This window comes from Cryobacterium sp. N21 (genome assembly GCF_002929575.1).
In the GTDB taxonomy this organism is placed as follows: Bacteria; Actinomycetota; Actinomycetes; order Actinomycetales; family Microbacteriaceae; genus Cryobacterium; species Cryobacterium flavum.
On the sequence record NZ_PJJQ01000027.1, the window covers coordinates 1 to 19,942 of the forward strand.

The window sequence follows — 19,942 nt, forward strand, 5'->3', positions numbered from 1 at the left end:
GGCCACCAACGGGCAGATCTCCTGGCCGTCAGCGGGCAATTCCGTGGCCGCCTACGGGCAGCTTCTCATGTCCGCCGACATGTGCTGGCAACGGCATGCCGCCATAGGAGGGGGCTATGTTGGGTGGGAGATGCAAGCGGCATCGGAGTTGGTTGAGGTACCGCCGGTCCGGGCTGCTCATCACGAAGGAGATTCAATGTCGAATCAGGATCATGAACCGTGCGCAACGGGAGATCTCGAGGTCCGCAGTCTGTCCGATCATGAATGGCGTGTCGGCGACCGCCGCTGCCACGAAAGGTCACCCAAGAAGGTGCTCGGTTACATCGAAAAACGTGGTTCTGCTTTTGAAGTCATGAATATAGAGGCGCCGCGACGGCACGTCATGTTTGATCATTTCGAGTCGGCGGTCGCCTCGTTTGCGTCAGTTTCCCCGACTTAGATTTTGTTTACGGCGTTGACGTCAACTTGCCGATTCACTCAGCTCCGGGTCCGAAACCCTGACGTGTTTACGCTGCGAGGTCCAGATGCAGCAGTAGCGGCTCGGTCCAAGCTGTCCCTGGCGTCAAGCAGCATAGATGTCAAAAATGAGACTGACTTGACTTAGATGAGACAGGACATGACGGGAACTCCATGACCAGCGTGGTGATCACCGTTCCGCGCGGGAGCTGGTGGATCTGGGGGTGTTGAGCCCGGAGAATCGCTGGCAGTACCTCGGGGACGCCGCCTAACTATCGGGTGCAGCTTGGGGTCAGGTCATGAAGTGGTTGACAGTCGGGCTATTGCTTCGTTGCGCATGTCGATTTTGCGTATCTTGCCGGATACTGTGAGGGGAAAATTGTCTCGAACGTCGGTGTACCGGGGGATTTTGAAGTGGGCTAGGCGTCCGTGGCAGAAGGCGGCGAGGTCTTGGGCGGTTATCGGGTCGACGCCCGGTTTGAGGATGATGCAGGCCATGAGTTCTTCTCCGTATTTTTCGTCGGGTACTCCGATGACTTGCACGTCGTGAATTGATGGATGGTGCAGGAGGAATTCTTCGATTTCGCGTGGGTAGATGTTTTCGCCTCCGCGGATAACCATGTCCTTGATGCGTCCTTCTACGGTGATGTAGCCGTGCGTGTCCATGCTGGCGAGGTCACCGGTGTGTATCCAATCCTCCTGGTCGATTGCATCTCGAGTTTTGTCTGGTTCGTTCCAGTAGCCGGAGATGACGCTGTAGCCGCGTGTGCATAATTCGCCGATCTTGCCGCGCTCTACCGTTTCGCCGGTGGTGATGTTGATGATCTTGTTTTCCAGGTGTGGCATCGTACGACCGACAGTTGAGGTGCGTTGGGTGATGGTGTCTTCGCTTCTGGTCATTGTCGACACGGGTGCGGTTTCGGTCATGCCGTAGCAAATAGCCACGTCGATCATGTTCATTTCGTCGATCACTCGGTTCATCACTGCTTCCGGACAGGTTGACCCAGCCATCACTCCGGTGCGCAGTGTGGAGAGGTTGAAGGTGGTGAATTCCGGGAGGGCTAGTTCGGCCATAAACATCGTGGGTACTCCGTAGAGTGAGGTGCCGCCGTGATCGTGCACGGCTTGTAAGGCAGCTGTTGCGGTGAAGCTGCGCCCGGGAAGAATAGCGGCGGCACCGTGTGAGTAGATGTTGAGGTTGCCGATGACCATGCCAAAGCAATGGTAGAAGGGCACGGGGAGGACGACCCGGTCGTGTTCGGTGTAGTTGAGGAGTTCGCCGATGAAGAAGCCGTTGTTGAGAATGTTGCGGTGGGTGAGGGTGGCACCCTTAGGAAATCCGGTCGTACCCGAGGTGTACTGCAGGTTTATCGGGTCGTTCGCTGTCAGTTCGTTCATACGGTGGCGCAGGTCCAGGAGTGACACGGTATGGCCGGCTGTGATGAGGGCGGTATAGTCGAATTCGCCCGATAGGGTCGGGTCGGTATCGGTGCCGATAAAGACGAGTTCGTGCAGATCTGAACAGCTGATGAAAGCGTCTCGGGCCATGGCTGTATAGTCACTGTTTTTGTCGGATGGGGCGGAGATGAGCATCCGCATTCCGCACTGCCTGATAACGTATTCCAACTCAGCGATGCGAAACGCGGGATTCACGTTCACTAAAATCGCACCGATCTTGGCCGTGGCGTATTGAACGATCGTCCATTCGGCGCAGTTGGGCGACCAGATACCGACTCGGTCTCCGCGTTCGACGCCCAACCCCATAAGGCCGAGCGCAAAGTCGTCGATTGCTGAATTGAGTTCGGAATAGGACCAGTGTCGTCCGGTTGCTACCTCGATCAGGGCGTCACGGTGGGCGAATCGTTCAACGATGCCCTCAAAATGATCACCGATGGTGCATTCCAGCAGGGGCAGGTCTGAGGTCACTTGTGTGTACGACGACATGGCTGATCTCCTTTGATCGCTACTCGTGCACGGTATCACCCACAGTGCTCGACGAGCCAATTTTCACCAGTCGACCGTCCGTCCGCCCGACTCTCCATGTCACTTATGCGGCGTCATCATCGCCAATTCCCCGCCTGGCCAGGGCTCCGCGTTTACTGAACGTGACTTGATTCGCGAACGCATCCTCGTCGGCTTCACTACCGCCCGAGGCGTGGGCGAGTGTCGGTGGCCATGACAAGCTGGGTGTTTTCTAGCCAACGTCGCAACACTCGATCAAATGTGGGCTGTTTCCTTGTCGAGCGTTGATCTTGGCCGCGACTTCAGCCAGTCGTTCGGGGCTATGGAGATTCAGGTTTGTGCCCTTGGGGAAGTACTGGCGAATGAGCCCGTTTGTGTTCTCGTTCGAGCCTCGTTGCCACGGCGAATGTGGATCGCAGAAGTAGACCGAGATCGTCGTTTCCTCCTTGAACTGAAGGTACTCGACCTTCTCCGATCCTTGATCCCACGTCAGCGATTTCCGGAGGTGCGCCGGCAGGGCGCTGTGGGCGCTCAGCGGTGTTCCGGTGGCTTCTTTGCGACGCCGTTCGACACTGGCTGGCCTCAGTCAGCGCTGCCGGCCCCGACTCTGCGGAGCTCTAGCCAGAGATTCGCCGACACGTCAGGGTCGTCGAGATCGGCGTCCAGTAGTTTCGCTGCAATGCCGATTCGGTGCCGCAGGGAATTGCGATGGAGCTTCAACTCCCGGGCAGCGACCTCCCACTGGCCCTGATTCCGAATGTAACTTTTCACGGTTGCCACGAGATCGGCCCGGGAGTATGCCGTGAGCCGGGCCACCCACTCGACGGCACGAGGATCACGTAGGCCCGGGCCCGTGGAGATCTGTCCCACCCTTGCGAGCAGGCAAGACCGACGCAGGTCGTCGGCGCTGCCCGGTAACTGGCTGAGCGGCATGGGCCGGCTGAGCGCCGCCGCGAACGGAACAGGTTGGGCGCGTCGGCGCGACACTGCTGCCTCAACCGGGTTCCCGGATTCTTCGGCAGGGTCAGGGTCTGTCCGGGTCTCCAGAATGAGGTAACAGACGCCGTCTTCCATTGAGCGAAGGCGGCATCGGCGGATGCTGTCGCCTAATCGCATCGCCGGCTCACCAGACAGCATGGCTGAGACCTGATCGGCGAGTTCTGAGGTGGTGAGCGCCTCAAGGTTGTCTCCCCGGATGGCCAGGAGCCGGACCCGTTCAGCCAGCGGGGAACCGATCAGATCTCCAGCTACAAGACGCGCAGCATCGACGAAACCGTTCAACGCCAGCGTCGTTGCCGTGGTGCCGAGAACCGAGTTCGCCCGAGTGAGCTGCCACTCTCGCTGGGCAGCCACGGCGAGGAGCATGCATCCCGTGAGCATCAACTGCCGATCCGCCTTTCGCAGGGGCCGACCCGCACAGACAGCCAGGAAACCCGCCGTGCGCCGGTCAGCAATAATGGAGTACTCAACGACGTCCATCCCGTCCAGCGGGAAGGTGGCCGCCGAGTGCGTTCCGGCGAGGCCGAGGCGGGCCGTTTCTTCCCGGAGCTGAGGCAGGACGCGGTTCTCCTTCGGTGGCCAGTACGTTTCCGCTGAACCATCGGCGGGAAGATACACGGCCCAGCCGCCCAGGGCATTGCTCAGAACCTTCACCACCGCGGCGACGGCCTCGGGCCGTGTCGCAGCCTGCGTCAGTGAAGTCTGAAGAGTGAGGCTGGCCGCGAGGTCGGCCTGTTCTGTTTTGCCCACCAGGTCCCAGTAGGTGCGGGAAATGTGCATAAACGGGATGCTCGCAGGCACGATGAGGAGTGTTACTCCGGCTCCCGCACACGCACTTTCAAGTTGGGCGGGCACATCGTCAGTACCAGCACCGAGGCCTAGCCCCAGGGCAAGTACGCCGCGAGACGCGAGCCGAGTGACGTAGTCGCGAAGGCTGTCGGGCTCACCGGCCAGAGGAATGCCTGTGGTCAGCAGGAGTTCCCCGCCTTCCAAATACGGTGTCGGGTCTGTGAGCTCGGAGATATGCACGCCGGTGAGGTTGATCCTGGCGACCGGATCTCCGTCGACCGTGCGGAGGGCATTGCCCAACTTCTCACAGAGCTGAGTCAGGCTGATCACGAGGCAAGATCCGTTCTTACGGAGTAGGCGACAATTGTTGGATATTCTAACCAAGAAATGACAATAATTGGGCAATCCATCTGATGTTTCAGAGTCTGCGCGTTGCTAATTTGAGCCCATGACACCAGTACCCGTTCCCCAGTCCCGTCTTCTCGCCACGGCAATTCCTGGCCCACGCTCTGTTGAATTGCATGCCGAGCGGCTGAAGCACGTCACGAGCGGATTCGGTATTACCCTGCCGGTATTCATCGACCGCGCTGACGGTGCAATCCTCCAGGACGTGGACGGCAACCGCATCATCGACTTCGCCTCGGGGATCGCGGTGACGAGCGTGGGCGCCAGCAACCCGAACGTGCAGGCGCATGTCGGGGATCAGCTGGCCAGATTCACCCACACCTGCTTCATGGTGACCGAATACGACTCGTTCACCGCTGTCTGCCGGTGGTTGAACGAGCACACTCCCGGTGAGTTCGAGAAGCGCACGGCGCTGTTCTCCACGGGAGCGGAGGCCATTGAGAATGCCATCAAAATTGCCCGGTCGGCCACCGGTCGACAGAAGGTTCTCGTTTTCGACGACGCCTATCACGGTCGGTCGCTGCTGACGATGGCGATGACAGCCAAGGAGAATCCCTACAAGCTCAACTTCGGGCCATTCCCGACCGAGGTGATTCGAGCCCCGTTCGCAGCGCCGCTGCGCTGGCCGACCGGGGCAGAGAACGCCACTGCGGAAGCGCTCGCCGCTGTGGAGCGCATTCTGGACGCCGAAGGGCCGGAGACGTTTGCCGCCATGGTGATCGAGCCGATCCAAGGTGAGGGTGGCTTCATCGTTCCGTCGCCTGGCTTCCTTCCCGGGCTACGCGAAATTGCGACCCGGCACGGCATCGTGTTCGTGCTCGATGAAATTCAGGCTGGCATGGGACGCACGGGCCTGCTCTTCGCGAGCAACCATGAACAGGTCGCGGGAGACCTCACCGTGACCGCTAAGGCCCTAGCTGGCGGCCTGCCGTTGAGCGCGGTCACCGGCCGTGTCGAACTAATGAACGCGGTGCACGCCGGCGGTCTCGGCGGCACCTACGCGGGAAACCCGCTCGCCTGCGCGGCGGCGCTTGGGGTCTTCGAGGCGTTTGAAGACGGTGCACTCGTTGCCAATGCCTGCTGGATCGAGGCCGTCGCCCGCGAAATGCTGGACCCGCTGCTCTCCGCTGCGGGCATTGTTGTTGATGTTCGCGGCCGGGGAGCGATGCTGGCCGTGGAATTCGCCGACCGGGACACCTTGGCGCCCCGTGCCGAGCTTGCCAAAGAGATCGCTGCCCGGTGTCACGCGCAAGGGCTGCTGGTGCTGGTCTGCGGAACCTATTCGAACGTGATTCGCCTGCTGCCCCCGCTCGTGATTGAGGAAGCGTTGCTACGTGACGGCCTCACGGTTCTTCGGGACGTTGTCGTACAGGTGGATGCCGCCGCGCGCGAGACCGCAACCCGGGAAGATGTCGCCGCGTGAGCACGACTGCGCCGCATGCTGTTGCCGGCGTTGACGCCAGCTTCGACCCGCACACCGGACTGCAGCGCGGGAGCGTTAAACACACGTCGCCGAGCATGGTCGACCGCGTGCTGCTGCGCGCCGTGAATGCGGCCCCCTTGCTCGCAGCGACCGCCCCGGCAGTCCGTGCCCGCTGGCTGGCTGCCGTGGCCGATGCACTGAGTGCGCACCAGCAAGAACTCGCCGTTCTCGGTGACGAGGAGACCGGGCTCGGTCTGCCGCGCCTTCGGGGTGAGATCGCGGGAGCGGGGCAGAGCCTGCTCTTCTATGCCAGTGTCGCGGTCGAGGGTAGCTACCTCGCCGCGAGTATGGACGTGGTTAGCGACACGGTCACCCTGGCGCGCTGGAATGTTCCGGTCGGACCGGTCGCCGTGTTCGGTGCGAGCAACTTTCCCTTTGGTTTCGGGGTGTTCGGTCACGACGTTGCATCCGCGCTCGCGGCTGGCTGTCCTGTCATTGTGAAGGCCCATCCCGCGCACCCACGCTTGAGTGTCAAGGTTGCCTCGATTGCCCGGGACGCACTCCGCGCAGCGGGCGCCCCTGAAGGAACGTATGACTGCGTTACTGGCTTCAACGCTGGACTGCAACTCGTCGATTCCCTCGCTGTGAAGACAATTTCGTTCACCGGAAGCCAGCGCGGCGGGATGGCCCTGCGGGACCGTGCGGCGGCGCGGGGGGTGCCTGTGTTTGCCGAGATGGGCACCATAAACCCTGCGTTCGTTACGTCCGCGGCCGCCGAGTCACCGGCCGCGGCCGAAAACATCGCTGCCGGGTTCGTTGCCTCATTCACGCTTGGGGCAGGCCAGTTCTGCACGAAACCAGGCCTTATTTTCGTCCCGGCCGGCTCCGGCATGTTCGACGCCGTAGCCCGCCTGGTGGGGGAGGTTGCGCCCGCGCCGCTGCTGACGGCGGGCATCGAAGCCGGATTCACAAGCGGGATTGCTGAGCTTTCGGCTGTCGCCGGGGTGATGGTCGCGGCCCCGTCCGACGGCGGCGACGGTTATGCCGCTGCTGCACACGTCTTCCGCGTGGCTCTGGCCGATCTCATGCCAGGGTCGCGGCTGCTCGAGGAATGCTTCGGCCCTGTAGCTCTTGTTTGTGAATACGACTATGCCGGCGAGGTAATGGATGTTCTGGCCGGTCTGCAGGGCTCCCTTGCGGCATCCGTCTTCACTGGCGGCCCCGATGACTCGGAAACAGCCACTGTGGTAGCACGAATGCTCCCGAACGTCGGACGGGTCACGCTCAACGCCTGGCCCACCGGGGTGGCCAACACGTGGTCCCAGCAACACGGCGGCCCCTGGCCTGCCACGAGCCGGCCCGAGGCCACCAGCGTGGGCGGGGGAGCCCTAGCCCGGTTCGTGCGCCCCGTCGCGCTGCAAAACCCGGACCTGCAAACCCTCCCAGTGTTCCTTGCCACAGAAAACCCGTGGAAGATTCCCTGCCGCATTGATGGTGTTCTTCTCCTTCCGGTTCCTTCCTCCTTCGCCCCCAAGGACCGCTCATGACCGACAAATCCGACCTCATCGACTTCGACTACCTGCTCACCGCTGATGAGATCGTGAAGAAGCGCTTGGCATCGCATTCGCTTAATGCGATGCAACCCCGCCCCGAGCCGATGGAGGGCACAGATGCTAGACCGTGCCCTCCCAGGCGGCCGGCGCCAGGATCCACAGGAGCTCGGTCTCGACCTCGAGGTCGGCCTGCCAATTATGGGGCTCGCGGCCGTCGAAAGTCAGCGAATCACCCGCAGCGAGGGTCAACGTGCGGTCGCTGAATTGCACCGTTATGGAACCGGCCAACACGTGCACGACGTCGACGGGCGAGTTGATCGTGTAGAGCTTTCTCCCACCGGACCCCCCGGGGCTCACGGTGGAACGAACGACCTGCAGACGACTCTCGCGCCGGGGGGTGAGCAGCCTCTCGTTGGCACCCTCACCTCCGAGGTTGATGCGCGGCGCGCCCGCGGCGGTCACAAGTTCAACATCAGACGATGCGAACAGGTCGCCGATATTGACATGGAGCACCTCACAGAGGGCAACCAGCGTCGAGACGCTCGGCGAGGTCATGTCGCGTTCGATGCGACTGATGAAGCCTTTGGTGAGGTCGGTGACCGTGGCCAACTGATCAATGGTGAGCTGCTGAGAACGCCGAGCGGCGCGCAATCTGCTGCCGATCGCCGCCCGCTGGTTCGTGGGATCGACAGGCATCGGGCGCATGATCACTCCAGTGGGACGTGGGCGGAACAGATCACCATTCTGTCAGGGTTGGCAACACCGTCTTGTGTGCAGCAGCGAGACATGCCCGCCAGGCAGCCATTCGCCAGCGCGTCAGCGAGGCGATGGGCGGGGATCAGCTATCGGTGACCCGGGTATAGAGCGACGGGCGCCGATCGGCATGCACGTCGTTGCGCGCACTGATTCCCTTGGCGCGGGCTTTGGCGAGGTTGATATCTGCCAGCAGCATCGTTTCATCGCCGAGTGTGATGCGCGTGAGGGGAAACCCATCGGCGTCGACGATGACGCTGCCACCGAGCCAGTGCTGCCCGCGTTCTAGCCCGGTGCGGTCGGCGACGGCGATGAACATGCGGTTGACTGCAGCATTGGCCTGCACCTTGACGATTTCGCTCGGACGCTCACCAGCCGGGCGCGGATACAGCGGCCAGTTGACGGGGCAGCAGAGCAGCTCGGCACCATCGAGGGCTGCTGAGCGCACCCACTCCGGAAATTCGAGGTCGTAGCAGATGGCCACACCGATGCGACCCCACGCGGTATCAACGACCGGCGGTGCGGCAGATCCGGCGGTGAACAGGTTGCCTTTTTCATGGTCCCACAGGTGAACCTTGCGGTAAACGGCACGAAGCCCGGTCTTGTCGACCAGCACCGCGGAGTTGTAGATCAGACCGTCGTCGCCGGCCTCGGCGAAACCGGCCACGATCACCAGATCGTGCTCCTGGGCCAGCAGCTCCCATTCCCGAACGGATGGCCCGGTCGCGGATTCCGCCACGGTTCGCAGTTCCGCCAGATCGGCGAACATGTAGCCCGAGTTCGCCAGCTCCGGCAGCACGATGACGCGCGCTCCAGCATTCACCGCCGCCTCGATGGCAGCCCGCACCCTGGCGCGGTTGCCGAGAGTCTCGCCCACGGTCATGGAGATTTGGCAGCAGCCCACGCGCACCGGGGAACCAGCCACTGTGGTGTCGCTAATCGGCGGCTCCTTCCAGCTCGAGTTCGCTGCGGACGCGAGCTTCGGCCTCGGCCGCGTGGTCGAGGTTTCGTGAGAATAACAGATAGAGCCCGCCGGAGACGATCAGGCCAACGACGAAGGAGATGTCAGCCCCGCCCAGCGCCGCTGAGACCGGTCCGACGTAGAACGACGTGTAGAAGAACGGGATCATGGCAACGAAACCGATGAGGTAGGCGACCATTCCCCGCCAGGCCCAGCGACCGTAGATGCCCCGCGGGTTGAAGATCTCGGCGATTGCGTACTTGCCGCGTCGCACGAGGTAGAAGTCGACCAGGTTGACGGCGGTCCACGGCACGAGGAAGTACAGCATGAGAAGCACGAAGTTGTTGAAGCTGCTCAGGTAGTCGTCGGGGATGAGCAGGGCGATCGCGAGGGTGACCAGACCGACAACGGTGAGCCCGATCACGCGCAGGCGCACGGTCGCGGAGACTTTGCGAAACCCGTCGACGGCGGTTGTTCCAGTGAGCATGGCCCCATAGGCATTGACACCCATGATCGAAATCAAGGCCACCGTTGAGACCAGCACGGCAAAGGTGCCGAACCCGGGGAAGAGCATGTCACCGACGGTCTTGATGGCGCCGATCGCGTCGGCGTCGGGAATATGGCTGCCGAGGAGGGCACCGAGCGACATGAGCCAGGATGCCGACAGCGCCGCGCCGAGGTAGGTCCAACCGATGAGTTTGGGGGCCGAAGCGTTCTGCGGGAGGTAGCGGCTGTAGTCGGAGACATAAATCGCGTAGCTGATGTTGTAACCGGCGGCCAGCGAGAACATCACCAGGAAGGACGCTCCATCCCAGCCTGCGGTGCTCGCGGTTTCGGTGACCGTCGTGGAGTCGAAGTGAACGATGGCCAGCACCGTGATGATGACGAAGACGACGACGAGCAGGCCGGTGAGCCAGCGCTGGATGAAGTGGAGCAGATCGTGGCCCACGACGGCGATCAGGATCGAGAGCGCAATCAGGAACGGATACCAGAACAGCTTGTCGCCCGGAAAGGCCAGCAGGAGGCCCTGGGTGGCCAGGATCGTGTCGAAAACCATGAAGCCGATGTAGACGAAGACGCTCGCCGCGAACGGCACGATGGCACCGCGGCTGCCGAACTGGGCGCGGGACTGGATCATCTGCGGCAGGCCGGTGCGTGGCCCCTGATTGGCATGAAAGGCCATGAAGAAGGTTCCGAAGCAGGCGCCGGTGATGACCGCAATAACGGTCCACCAGACGCTGAGCCCGATGACCGGTCCGATGAAGCCGATCACCATGGTCGGCAGCACGAAATTGCCGGTGAACCAGAACGGCCCCTGATGCCATACTTTTCCGTGCCGCTCGGACCTCGGCACGTAGTCGATCGAGCGCTGCTCGATGACAGTACCCCGCCGCTCGGAGTCAGTGCTGGGAGGCGAAGCGGGGTTCGTCATGTTGGTCGACATCATTGTCCTTATTGGTGTGCGGAGACTGCGGGAGGTAGGGCGAGTGCTACGCGGAAGGAGTCATGGCTGAGATGATCTCGTAGGCCACGTGCGAGGCAGCCACGGCCGTGATCTGCGCGTGGTCGTAGGCCGGGGCAACTTCAACCACATCGGCCCCGACCAGGTTCACGGCTCGCAGGGCACGAATCATGGCCAGCAGTTCCCGGCTGGTCATTCCGCCGGCTTCGGGGGTGCCGGTGCCGGGAGCGTGGGCGGGATCGAGCACGTCGATGTCGACGGAGAGATACACGGGGCGGTCACCGAGCCTGGCGAGCATCCGCTCGATTGCGCGGGCGAGTCCCTCGGTTTCGAACTCATGACTGGCGATGATCGCGAAGCCGAGACGTTCATCGTCGCGGAGATCGTCGCGGGAATAGAGCGGGCCGCGGATGCCCACGTGCATGCTGGCCTGCATATCGATCAGGCCTTCCTCCGAGGCACGCCGAAACGGCGTACCGTGCGTGACCGGCGCCCCGAAATATGTGTCCCAGGTGTCGAGATGGGCATCGAAGTGCAGCACGGCGACGGGGCCGTGGCGCTCGGCAACAACCCGAAGCAGGGGAAGCGCGATGGTGTGGTCACCGCCGATGACGACCAGACGTTTGCCGTCGGCCGACAGTTCGGAGGCTGCCTGCTGAATTTGGGCCACAGCCTCGGTCAGGTTGAACGGGTTCGCGGCGATGTCTCCGGCGTCAACAACCTGCTGAGTGGAGAACGGTTCCACGTCCTGCACGGGGTTGTACGGACGGAGCAGTCGGGAGGCCTCGCGCACGTGAGCCGGGCCGAAGCGGGCGCCGGGGCGGTAGCTCACCCCGCTGTCGAAGGGCACGCCCACAACGGCGATATCGGCCCGACGAACATCCTCGAGCCGCGGCAGGCGGGCGAAGGTGGCGATTCCGGCGTAGCGCGGAGTCAGGCTGGCGTCCAGGGGGCCGATTGGCTGCTCATCGTTGGACATCAGCATCCTGCTTTCGTGTGAATCGGTATTTAGTTTTACTAATATGCAACAAAACTTGCCTTTTGTCCAACTATGGGGCGAGTGGTGGCCCACTCGGCCTGCACCGCAATTCGGGCGTGCAGCGCATCGAACTCGCGCATATTTCGTCACAAATGCGTAACGACTTGCCAATTTGAGTGTTGTACACCGGGAACCATTCAAATATTCGCAAATAAATTGCTCAATTATGGAGAATTAGTCGCGCTTGCGGATTTGAATTGCTACGTTGGGGGCTATCGATTCCAGGAGCGTGCGGTGCAGCCAGTGGCTGTGTTGGTCTCTGGGGGTTCACAACGGAGTGAAGAAAGAAGGATGACCATGCGAAATCCGAAATTTAAGCGCCAGCTGGGCGCTCTCGCGTTGGGTGGAGTAGTGACTCTGCTCATCGCCGGCTGCGCGGGGGGCGGTGCGGCTGCACCAGTGGTCGAGCGAGACCTCGGCACGCCAGTGGCGGGCGTTGTTCCCGAAGGAGTCTTTGACGGTGTGACGTTGACCTATGCGGCTTCCGGTGGAATTTTTCAGGATGGTCAACGAGACGCTGCGTGGGATCCGTTTGCGAAGATCTCGGGCGCGACTTTCCTGCAGGACGCATTCGACGCCGGCAAGCTCAAGGCAATGGTCGACAGCGGCAACGTGACCTGGGATGTCACCAACGCGACGCAGTTCGACACGGCTCGCGGCTGCGGAACGCTGTACGAGGAGTACGACTACTCGCAGGTGGATATTTCCAAGGTTCCCGAGGGAACGATCACGGACAAGTGCATGGTGCCCAATATTCTCTACGGTCTCGTTGTGGCGTACAACACTGATGCGTTCGGTGACAATCCACCAACGAGCGCCGCTGACTTCTTCGACACCGAGAAGTTTCCGGGCAAGCGCACGGTCAGCCAGTCTCCATACGTCGATCCTCAGACGGTGGAGTTCGCCCTGGCCGCCGACGGAAAAGACATCAATGATGTGAAAGTTTCCGACATCGAGACCGCCTTCGACAAGTACCGTGCCTTGGGCGACGACGTGATCGGCTGGACCTCCGGTGCTCAAGCACAGCAGCAGCTCGAATCCGGCGAAGCCGTCATGGGGCTGGTTTGGTCAGGTCGCGGATACGGTGCGGCTGCGGCTGGTGCCCCGATCGCACCCATGTGGGACGAGTGGATGATCATGGTCGATTCGACTGCGATTCCCAAGGGCGTGAAGGACCCGCAGGCGGCGTTCGCCGCGGTCAATTTCTACCTCGGCGCAGACCAGCAGTCACGCATGACGGAGCTGACCTCGTACGGGCCGGTCAACGTCGACGCGACGCCCAAGGTTGACGCGTTGTTGAACACGTGGCTCACCACGGAACACCTCAAGTCCGGTCACGCTCCGAACATCGATTTCTGGGTGGAGAACTACGATGCTCTGTCGGCGGCATGGGCCGGCTGGGTCACCGGTAGCTAACCCGCATGGTTCATGCAACGTCCACTCACAATCGGGGCAAGCGCTCTGGTGATGGCGGTGACCCGGCGAGACTGGCTCGAGAGCCAAAGAACTGGCGCCCGTTTCTCCTTCTGATCCCCGCCTTCGTGATCGTCTCGTTCTTCTTTCTCGCGCCGCTCGTTGATGTCTTCATCCGAAGCATCAGCGATCCGGTGTTGGGAATCCAGAACTACGTCTGGCTGTTCACCACGCCCACCAACATGGTGGTTGCCCTGCGTACATTCGGAACATCCTTCCTCGTGACGATCGTCTGCTTGCTTATCGCGTACCCGTACGCATATTTGATGACGATCGTGAGTGATCGCACTCGCAACATGTTGCAGTTGTTCATCATGCTGCCGCTATGGACGAGTATTCTGGTGCGCACCCTCGCCTGGTTGGTGCTGCTGCAGGACACCGGCCCGATCAACGGTCTTCTCCAGTCGTTGTTCGGCATCGGCCCGCTGCCCTTGATCCGCAGCACCTTTGGCGTGGCGCTCGGGATGTCCCAGGTGCTGCTCCCGTTCATGGTCTTGCCGATCTACTCGGCGCTGGCCAAGATTGACAAGCGGTTACTGCCCGCTGCGGCCAATCTAGGGGCGCGACCGGTGACGGCATTCTTCACGGTTTATCTGCCGCTGTCTCGACCAGGGATATTTGCAGGTTCCGTGACGGTCTTCATCCTGGGACTCGGCTTCTACATCATTCCCGCGCTGCTGGGCTCGTCAAAGGAAATCATGATGTCTGCCCTGATGTACCAGCAGATCAGCGGGTTCCTCATGTGGGGCCAGGGCACGGCGCTCGGGATCTTCATGCTGACCGCGACAATTGTGGTGCTTGTACTCGTCGGCCGTTTGGCCAAGGGTACGAGCCTGTTTGCGGGGAGGGTGAAATGACGCTGAAACGTGCACTGGGCGCACTGGCCGCCCTCATCATTCTGTGGTTGCTGCTGCCAACTCTGGTCATCATTCCCATGTCGTTCAACTCCGCGGCGTCGTTCAACTTTCCGCCGCAGGGATTTTCCCTGCAGTGGTACGAGAACTTCTTCACCGACCCGGCCTGGTTGCGCGCCTTGGGCTCATCGCTGCAGGTGGCGCTGGTCACGATGGTGGTCGCGACCTCAGTGGGGATCATGGCGGCGATCGGACTGTCCAAAGTCAGATTCCGCGGAAAGGCCCTGCTGGAGAGCTACTTCCTGACACCCTTGATCGTCCCGGGCATTGTTATCGCTATCGGGCTCTACTCGCTCTTCCTGCGATTCAATCTGCTCGGTACATTGCCCGGATTCGTGCTGGCGCACACGGTCGTGGCACTGCCGCTCGTGATCATCAACGTGACCGCCTCGTTGCAAGGCGTGGACCCGCGATTGGAGCAGGCCTCGGCGACTCTGGGCGCCGGACGGCTGCGCACCTTCTTCAGCATCACGCTCCCGCTGATAATGCCCGGAGTGACCGCGGGAGCACTGTTCGCTTTCGTCACGTCCTTTGACGAAATCATTCTGTCGCTCTTTATTCAGAGTCCGCAGTTGCAGACGCTGCCGGTGAAGATCTACAACAGCGTCACACAGGCGAGTGATCCCACGGTCGCAGCTGTCGCCGTGATAGCGATGTTCACATCTGTGCTGGTCATGCTCACCGCACAATTTGCTACCCGCAAGAGAAAGCGAGTTTCGGCATGAAACCGGAAACAACTACGTCCACACTGGATCACAACGAACGAGAACTCCGGCAATTGCACCTCAACACCGAAGTCATCAGTGTGATCAACGATGCGGGGATCAGCCTGCGCGATGTAACGAAGCGCTATGGCAAGAAGGCCGTCGTCGATGCGATCAATCTCGTGATCGAACCGGGCGAATTCATGACCTTTCTGGGCCCGTCCGGATCGGGCAAGACGACGACACTCAACATGATCGCCGGGTTCGTTACCGCCACGGAGGGGCTGCTCCATATCTATGGCAAACCCGTCGCCAAGCTGCCGGCACATAAACGAGACATCGGAATGGTGTTTCAAAACTACGCATTGTTTCCGCACAAGACCGTTGCCGAGAACATCGCCTATCCGTTGGAGCGACGCAAGATCGGAAAGGCCGAACAAAAAACGATGATCGCGGGCGCGCTCGATATGGTGCGCATGGGAGAGTTCGGTGATCGTTACCCCGCCGACCTGTCGGGCGGTCAGCAGCAGCGTGTGGCGCTCGCTCGCGCGCTCGTCTACAAGCCCCGTGTTTTGCTCATGGACGAGCCGCTCGGCGCACTCGATAAGAAATTGCGCGAATGGCTTCAGAAGGAGATAAAACGAATCCACCGAGAGGTTGGATCAACCTTCGTGTATGTGACACACGACCAGGAGGAGGCGTTGTCGCTTTCTGACCGGATCGCGGTGTTCAACAACGGTCGGATCGAGCAGGTCGGCAGTCCGGCCGAACTCTACCAAAAACCGGAAACACTGTTTGTGGGCCGGTTTCTCGGTGAATCCACGGTGTTGTCCGGCTCGATGGTCGGCACGGTCGATGGAATATCGACACTGGATATTTCCGGACATGCAATCCGCGTTCCCGGCCAGAAGAAGTCGAGTTCTCTGGCAATTCTCATTCGCCCGGAGAACATCACCCTGTACGAAGAGGGCACCGAGCCGGGGTCGTCAGACATGAATACGCTGCCGGTCACCGTTCTGGACGCCAATTATCTCGGTTCGGCCTGGCGCTGTGAGGTGGAATTGCCCGACGGCAGCGTCGGAACCGTTCGCGAAGCACACTCCGCCGCGGTGCGTGAGCCGGGCACTCGTGCCCTGATGCGGTGGAATATCGATGCGGGTGTGCTCCTCGAGGACACCGGCGACGAGGGAGTGTCGCTCACCTAGCCCTTCACCGAGCGCGCGACGCGCGGGTGAACGAGGTGGAAGCGGCCGGGCCCCGATTGGGCGCCCGGCCGCTTCAGCCTGCCAGAGCGGCCGATACCAGTCGGGCCTCGCGCAAGCCGCTCTCGATGGCGCCGTCGATGAACCCGCCCCAGAGATCGGCAGTGTCGCAACCCGCGAAGTGGAGCACACCATCCGCCAGCTGCAATTGCGGGAGGTCGCGAGTGAGCTGTCCCGGGCGGTGGGTCATCCACGTATTCTGCGACAGGGGATCCTTCATCCAATCATGGGCAGCAACACCGAGTACTTCAAGGTCGTCGCGCCACACGCTCAGGGCGGCCTGAACCTGTTCGATACTGGTCACATCGATAGCCGCGTGATCCGGGCCGAAGCCGACCAGAATCGAATGATCCTCCTCGATGAATTCGCTCTTGAGGACCGAGATCGGGTGATGCTGAGACGCGTAGGCGAAAAACCGCGGCAAGCGACCACGCACCTTGATCCAGACCTTGATTCCCTGCGAGGCCACCCGCTCACGGTTGGCTTGCCGCCAAACACCGGGGAGTGCCGGTGTCACCGCAATGGTGTCGACTGCGTTGACGGGCAGGGTCATGACCACGCGCCGTGCCCGAATTTCACCGCCATCGGAAAGAGTGACGGTGGCACCATTCTTATGGTGGTCGATGGCGGTGACCGTCGAATTCAGGCGGATGTCGCCGCTCACGTCGGCCGCAATGGCCGCGCTGAACGCGGACATGCCTCCCGCCACGCGATAGGTCGCCGAGGCTTCGTGCATCAGCGGCCAGTGGCCGCCGGTCGCACTCGCCCAGCGCAGGGCACTGGAGAGCCCAACCGACTTCAGCGGTGCGTTCACGTGCCCGACCCACACGGATTCGTTTGCCGAGCGGGCCTCATCGTCTAGGTTCAAGTCGTCTATTCGCTGCTGCAGTGACTGGCCGTCGAGCTCAGTGATCGAGCCGACCGTTGGATCGATCGCGCGCGGAATCGCGGTGAGGGCATCCTCAACTATTCGTCGTTGACCGTCGTCGATAAGTGACAGAAAATCGTCGAGCGTGCCCTTTCTGGGCGCGTCCCCGGCACCGAGCCAGTACGCTTCCTCAGCGACCGGGCTGCGAACGATGCGCCGGCCGTATCGGGCTATTTCTGCCCACACGTGGGGTTGTATCCAGTGCACCCACGTTCCACCGAGTTCGAGGTCGTGTCCGAGGACATGGTCGGTCCAGGTGCGACCCCCCACCCGGTCTCGCGCTTCGAGCACGATCACTGCGTGACCCGAGCGGCCAAGCTCTCGAGCGGCCACCAGCCCGGCGAATCCGGCGCCGATGACGATAACGTCTGTTGTTTCCACGCTGCCGCCCCTCACAGGTCCCGTTGTCGGGCCAGGTCCACGATGGCGTGGGCTGCCCGGTAGCCCGACACGACAGCACCGTTCAGGGACTGCTGGAGCCCGGTATGCTCACCGGCAATTGCGACCAACCCCGCAGCGGAGTCGAAGGCAGACGCGTCCTCCGGCCTCCAATCGAGGGCCGGTGCGGAGTAGGACCCCCTGGTCCACTCGTCGTTGGTCCAGTCAGTGAGCATGACGTCTCCGTCGATGACCAGTTCCGGACGCATCCTCTTGAGCTCGGTAATCCAACGTTCGGGCCCGTTTGCCGTATCGAGTGCAGCCAGGGCGGCGGATCCTCCCGCGAAGCAGGAGAGCGCCGGAACGCGATTCTCCCCGTCGACCGACATTGAACGCCACGACCACCAGGTCTGGTCAGCATTCTGAAGTGCCACGTCGCCATCGACAGCCGACAGGGGGACGCCCAGCTTCGCCGCCGTGCCCATCGAACGATGGTCAAGAGCAGATTGCTGTGCAACAGGAAGTGTGAACCCGAGAGTGATCTCGCGCAGAATCGGGAGCGGTACGGCGAGTACAGCCGCGCGGGCATCGACCGTGGTGCCATCGCGAAGGGTCGCCTGCACGCCGGAGGCAGACTGATCGATGGCGGCGATCGGGGACTCCAGCCTGATGGCCGCGCCCAGTAATCGGGCCACTTCAACGGCGAGTGACTGGTTGCCCCTCAGGAATCTTCCCCCGTCCTCGACGTAGCCTCCGGAGGCGGAAGACTCGTGCATCAGCGCAGCTTCTGCGCTGATGCACTGAGGGTCTCCGGCCAGCGACGTTGCAATTCGCCGATATGCCGGGTGGCGCTGAAAATCCACTCCCAAGGTCGCCTGGAACACGGTGTCGACTGAGATTCGGTCCATACCGGATGCGAGCATCGCCGTGAGCGTGGCGTTCAGCCGTTCCCCCACGGCATTGAGCTCAGCGACGGTCAAGTGTGCGCCGTCGACCGTTCGTCGGGCGTAGCGCACGTTGTGCGTGAGGATGGGCACCTCGACCTCCGCCGCTAGACGTCGAATGGCGAACTCAGTCGGAAAGACGTACTCGCCGCCGCGCTCGGTGAGCTGACCGTTGCTGAGCGTCTGGGACCACGTGCGCCCACCGACCCTATTGCGGGCCTCAAGAACCACTGGATCATGACCTTGCTGGCGCAGTTTCCATGCGGCGGTGAGGCCCGCGAGCCCAGCGCCAATTACTATAACCTTCACGATTCCCCATCAGTTTGTGGCACGAGGCCCAGCTTCTGCGCTGAGTGACGTTCAACTTCATCGTTGATACTGTTTGCACCTTTACGGCGTCAATAATGAAAAAGAGTATCTGAAACCGGTTGAAGTGTGTGCATATTCCCAAGAATCCCCGATCTGATCGCGAAATTGTGCGTCGGTGTGGCAGTATTCGAGAGACCCGACAGGGAGATGAGGTGACAGTGTCGAACAGTGACGGACCTTCCGTTGAAGAGGATCGTGTCGTCGACTGCCTACGACGAGACGGTCGTGCATCGTACTCATCCATTGCGGAAGAACTCGGTCTCACCAGAAATCGTGTTTCTGAAATCGCGAAATCGGTGGTTGATCGCGGTCAACTGCGATTCACAGCGAGCGCCAATCCACGCATGTTCGGTTTTCGGCTCGAGGGTCATCTGCACGTTGCACTCCGCGGAGACGCGTCATCGCTCTATGAAGAGATGATCGCCTCATCCTTGACAACGTACGTCTCCACGACGACCGGAGACGCCGGGCTGTGCATTCAGGTGCGCTGTCGCGTCGACACGGAACTCGTCGAGCTGCTGGCCGGAATCCGCGAACACCCGGAGGTGCTGTCCATCCAGGTGCACCATTATCAAGCCATCACCCACAACGTTTATGCGCCCACCCTGCAGACGGAAGACGAATACGCTCTTGATGAGACGGACATTCAGTTGGTCGAGACGCTTGAACGCGACGGCCGCGCTCCGGTAAGGGTGCTCGCTGAGGCCCTCGGTCTTCCCGAAAGCTCCGTGCGCCACCGGATGACACGGCTCATCGAGGGGGAGATCATCCGTGTCGTCGCTGTTCCGCGGCGCGAGTTCGGGCGCGCGCACACGCTGGCTCTCGGACTGGGAATCCGGCACTCCGGCGGTTCCCGCACGGGTCTGGACGCCCTGCGCCGACTCGGCGTGGAGTTCATGGCCTCAACGACCGGCGATTTCGGCATCATCGCCACGGCGGTGTTCAGCACGGTGCGAGAGGCGAACGATTTCGTGGAGGTGCTTCGTCGTGAGCCCTGGGTTACTTCCCTCTCAACATGGCTCCATCTGCAGATTCTTAAAGAGGACTACAGCGTGGCTGCCTACCGCCACGCTCGACAACGTATCGACACTCTCGAGCGCAGTTCCGACGACGCTGTCACGGGCACGGCCTAGGGGGCTGGCAGCAAAGGGGTCTCGGACGTCACTCC

The 19,942-nt window shown here is 61.7% G+C and carries 16 protein-coding genes and 2 pseudogenes; 9 read left to right on the forward strand and 9 right to left on the reverse strand.

The window, feature by feature from the left end:
• Positions 1-439 (forward strand): hypothetical protein (locus CXY77_RS20520; protein WP_233197208.1); only part of this gene is annotated, 439 nt, incomplete at its 5' end.
• Between the two features lie 314 nt (positions 440-753).
• Here CXY77_RS20520 and CXY77_RS03720 read toward each other — a convergent pair.
• The 3 genes and pseudogenes from CXY77_RS03720 to CXY77_RS03725 all read right to left on the reverse strand — a co-directional run bounded on the left by CXY77_RS03720 (position 754) and on the right by CXY77_RS03725 (position 4,536).
• Positions 754-2,400, reverse strand: a complete 1,647-nt coding sequence (locus CXY77_RS03720) for an AMP-binding protein (protein WP_104129725.1) — start codon at positions 2,398-2,400, stop codon at positions 754-756.
• 250 nt (positions 2,401-2,650) lie between these two features.
• Positions 2,651-2,941, reverse strand: a pseudogene (locus CXY77_RS19885) (IS30 family transposase); the annotation flags it as partial.
• Between the two features lie 59 nt (positions 2,942-3,000).
• Positions 3,001-4,536, reverse strand: a complete 1,536-nt coding sequence (locus CXY77_RS03725) for a PucR family transcriptional regulator ligand-binding domain-containing protein (protein ID WP_158252773.1) — start codon at positions 4,534-4,536, stop codon at positions 3,001-3,003.
• Positions 4,537-4,654: 118 nt separating this feature from the next.
• On the opposite strand from CXY77_RS03725, the gene CXY77_RS03730 reads away from it, so the two are divergent.
• Together CXY77_RS03730 and CXY77_RS03735 are read left to right on the forward strand one after the other, a co-directional pair.
• On the forward strand, positions 4,655-6,034 hold the full coding sequence (locus CXY77_RS03730) for an aminotransferase class III-fold pyridoxal phosphate-dependent enzyme (protein ID WP_104089937.1): 1,380 nt from the start codon (positions 4,655-4,657) through the stop codon (positions 6,032-6,034).
• Positions 6,031-7,581 (forward strand): aldehyde dehydrogenase family protein, encoded by a 1,551-nt coding sequence (locus CXY77_RS03735; protein ID WP_104089935.1) that lies wholly within the window; start codon positions 6,031-6,033, stop codon positions 7,579-7,581. Before CXY77_RS03730 ends, CXY77_RS03735 begins: the two co-directional genes overlap by 4 nt.
• A gap of 126 nt (positions 7,582-7,707) precedes the next feature.
• Here CXY77_RS03735 and CXY77_RS03740 read toward each other — a convergent pair whose 3' ends face one another.
• The 4 genes from CXY77_RS03740 to speB all read right to left on the reverse strand — a co-directional run bounded on the left by CXY77_RS03740 (position 7,708) and on the right by speB (position 11,742).
• Complete coding sequence (locus CXY77_RS03740) at positions 7,708-8,292, reverse strand: helix-turn-helix domain-containing protein (protein ID WP_104090185.1); 585 nt, start codon at positions 8,290-8,292, stop codon at positions 7,708-7,710.
• Between the two features lie 133 nt (positions 8,293-8,425).
• Positions 8,426-9,265, reverse strand: a complete 840-nt coding sequence (locus CXY77_RS03745) for a nitrilase-related carbon-nitrogen hydrolase (protein ID WP_199181873.1) — start codon at positions 9,263-9,265, stop codon at positions 8,426-8,428.
• A gap of 10 nt (positions 9,266-9,275) precedes the next feature.
• Positions 9,276-10,733, reverse strand: a complete 1,458-nt coding sequence (locus tag CXY77_RS03750; RefSeq protein WP_199181874.1) for a cytosine permease — start codon at positions 10,731-10,733, stop codon at positions 9,276-9,278.
• Positions 10,734-10,791: 58 nt separating this feature from the next.
• The gene (gene speB / locus CXY77_RS03755) at positions 10,792-11,742 is read right to left on the reverse strand and encodes an agmatinase (RefSeq protein ID WP_092338783.1); all 951 of its coding nucleotides are present in this window, start codon (positions 11,740-11,742) and stop codon (positions 10,792-10,794) included.
• Between the two features lie 357 nt (positions 11,743-12,099).
• Between speB and CXY77_RS03760 the strand changes: the two genes are divergently transcribed.
• From CXY77_RS03760 to CXY77_RS03775, 4 genes are all read left to right on the forward strand, one after another.
• Positions 12,100-13,218 carry an extracellular solute-binding protein gene (locus tag CXY77_RS03760; protein ID WP_092338785.1) on the forward strand — a complete coding sequence of 373 codons (1,119 nt, stop codon included), beginning with the start codon at positions 12,100-12,102 and terminating at the stop codon, positions 13,216-13,218.
• A gap of 125 nt (positions 13,219-13,343) precedes the next feature.
• A complete protein-coding gene (locus CXY77_RS03765; RefSeq protein WP_233197209.1) occupies positions 13,344-14,132 on the forward strand; it encodes an ABC transporter permease in 789 nt (262 codons plus the stop codon).
• Complete coding sequence (locus CXY77_RS03770) at positions 14,129-14,914, forward strand: ABC transporter permease (protein WP_092338466.1); 786 nt, start codon at positions 14,129-14,131, stop codon at positions 14,912-14,914. The genes CXY77_RS03765 and CXY77_RS03770 overlap by 4 nt, the downstream gene beginning before the upstream one ends.
• Positions 14,911-16,098, forward strand: coding sequence for an ABC transporter ATP-binding protein (locus tag CXY77_RS03775; protein WP_092338468.1), 1,188 nt, complete (start codon positions 14,911-14,913; stop codon positions 16,096-16,098). Before CXY77_RS03770 ends, CXY77_RS03775 begins: the two co-directional genes overlap by 4 nt.
• Positions 16,099-16,171: 73 nt before the next feature.
• Here the strand turns inward: CXY77_RS03775 and CXY77_RS03780 are convergent, their stop codons facing one another.
• Positions 16,172-17,464, reverse strand: coding sequence for an NAD(P)/FAD-dependent oxidoreductase (locus CXY77_RS03780; RefSeq protein WP_092338470.1), 1,293 nt, complete (start codon positions 17,462-17,464; stop codon positions 16,172-16,174).
• Positions 17,465-17,475: 11 nt separating this feature from the next.
• A complete protein-coding gene (locus CXY77_RS03785) occupies positions 17,476-18,714 on the reverse strand; it encodes an NAD(P)/FAD-dependent oxidoreductase (protein ID WP_104089931.1) in 1,239 nt (412 codons plus the stop codon).
• 218 nt (positions 18,715-18,932) lie between these two features.
• Between CXY77_RS03785 and CXY77_RS21020 the strand changes: the two are divergent.
• A pseudogene (locus CXY77_RS21020) lies at positions 18,933-19,073 on the forward strand (AsnC family protein); the annotation flags it as partial.
• A gap of 45 nt (positions 19,074-19,118) precedes the next feature.
• Complete coding sequence (locus CXY77_RS03790) at positions 19,119-19,907, forward strand: Lrp/AsnC family transcriptional regulator (RefSeq protein WP_092338474.1); 789 nt, start codon at positions 19,119-19,121, stop codon at positions 19,905-19,907.
• The last annotated feature ends 35 nt before the right edge of the window (positions 19,908-19,942 follow it).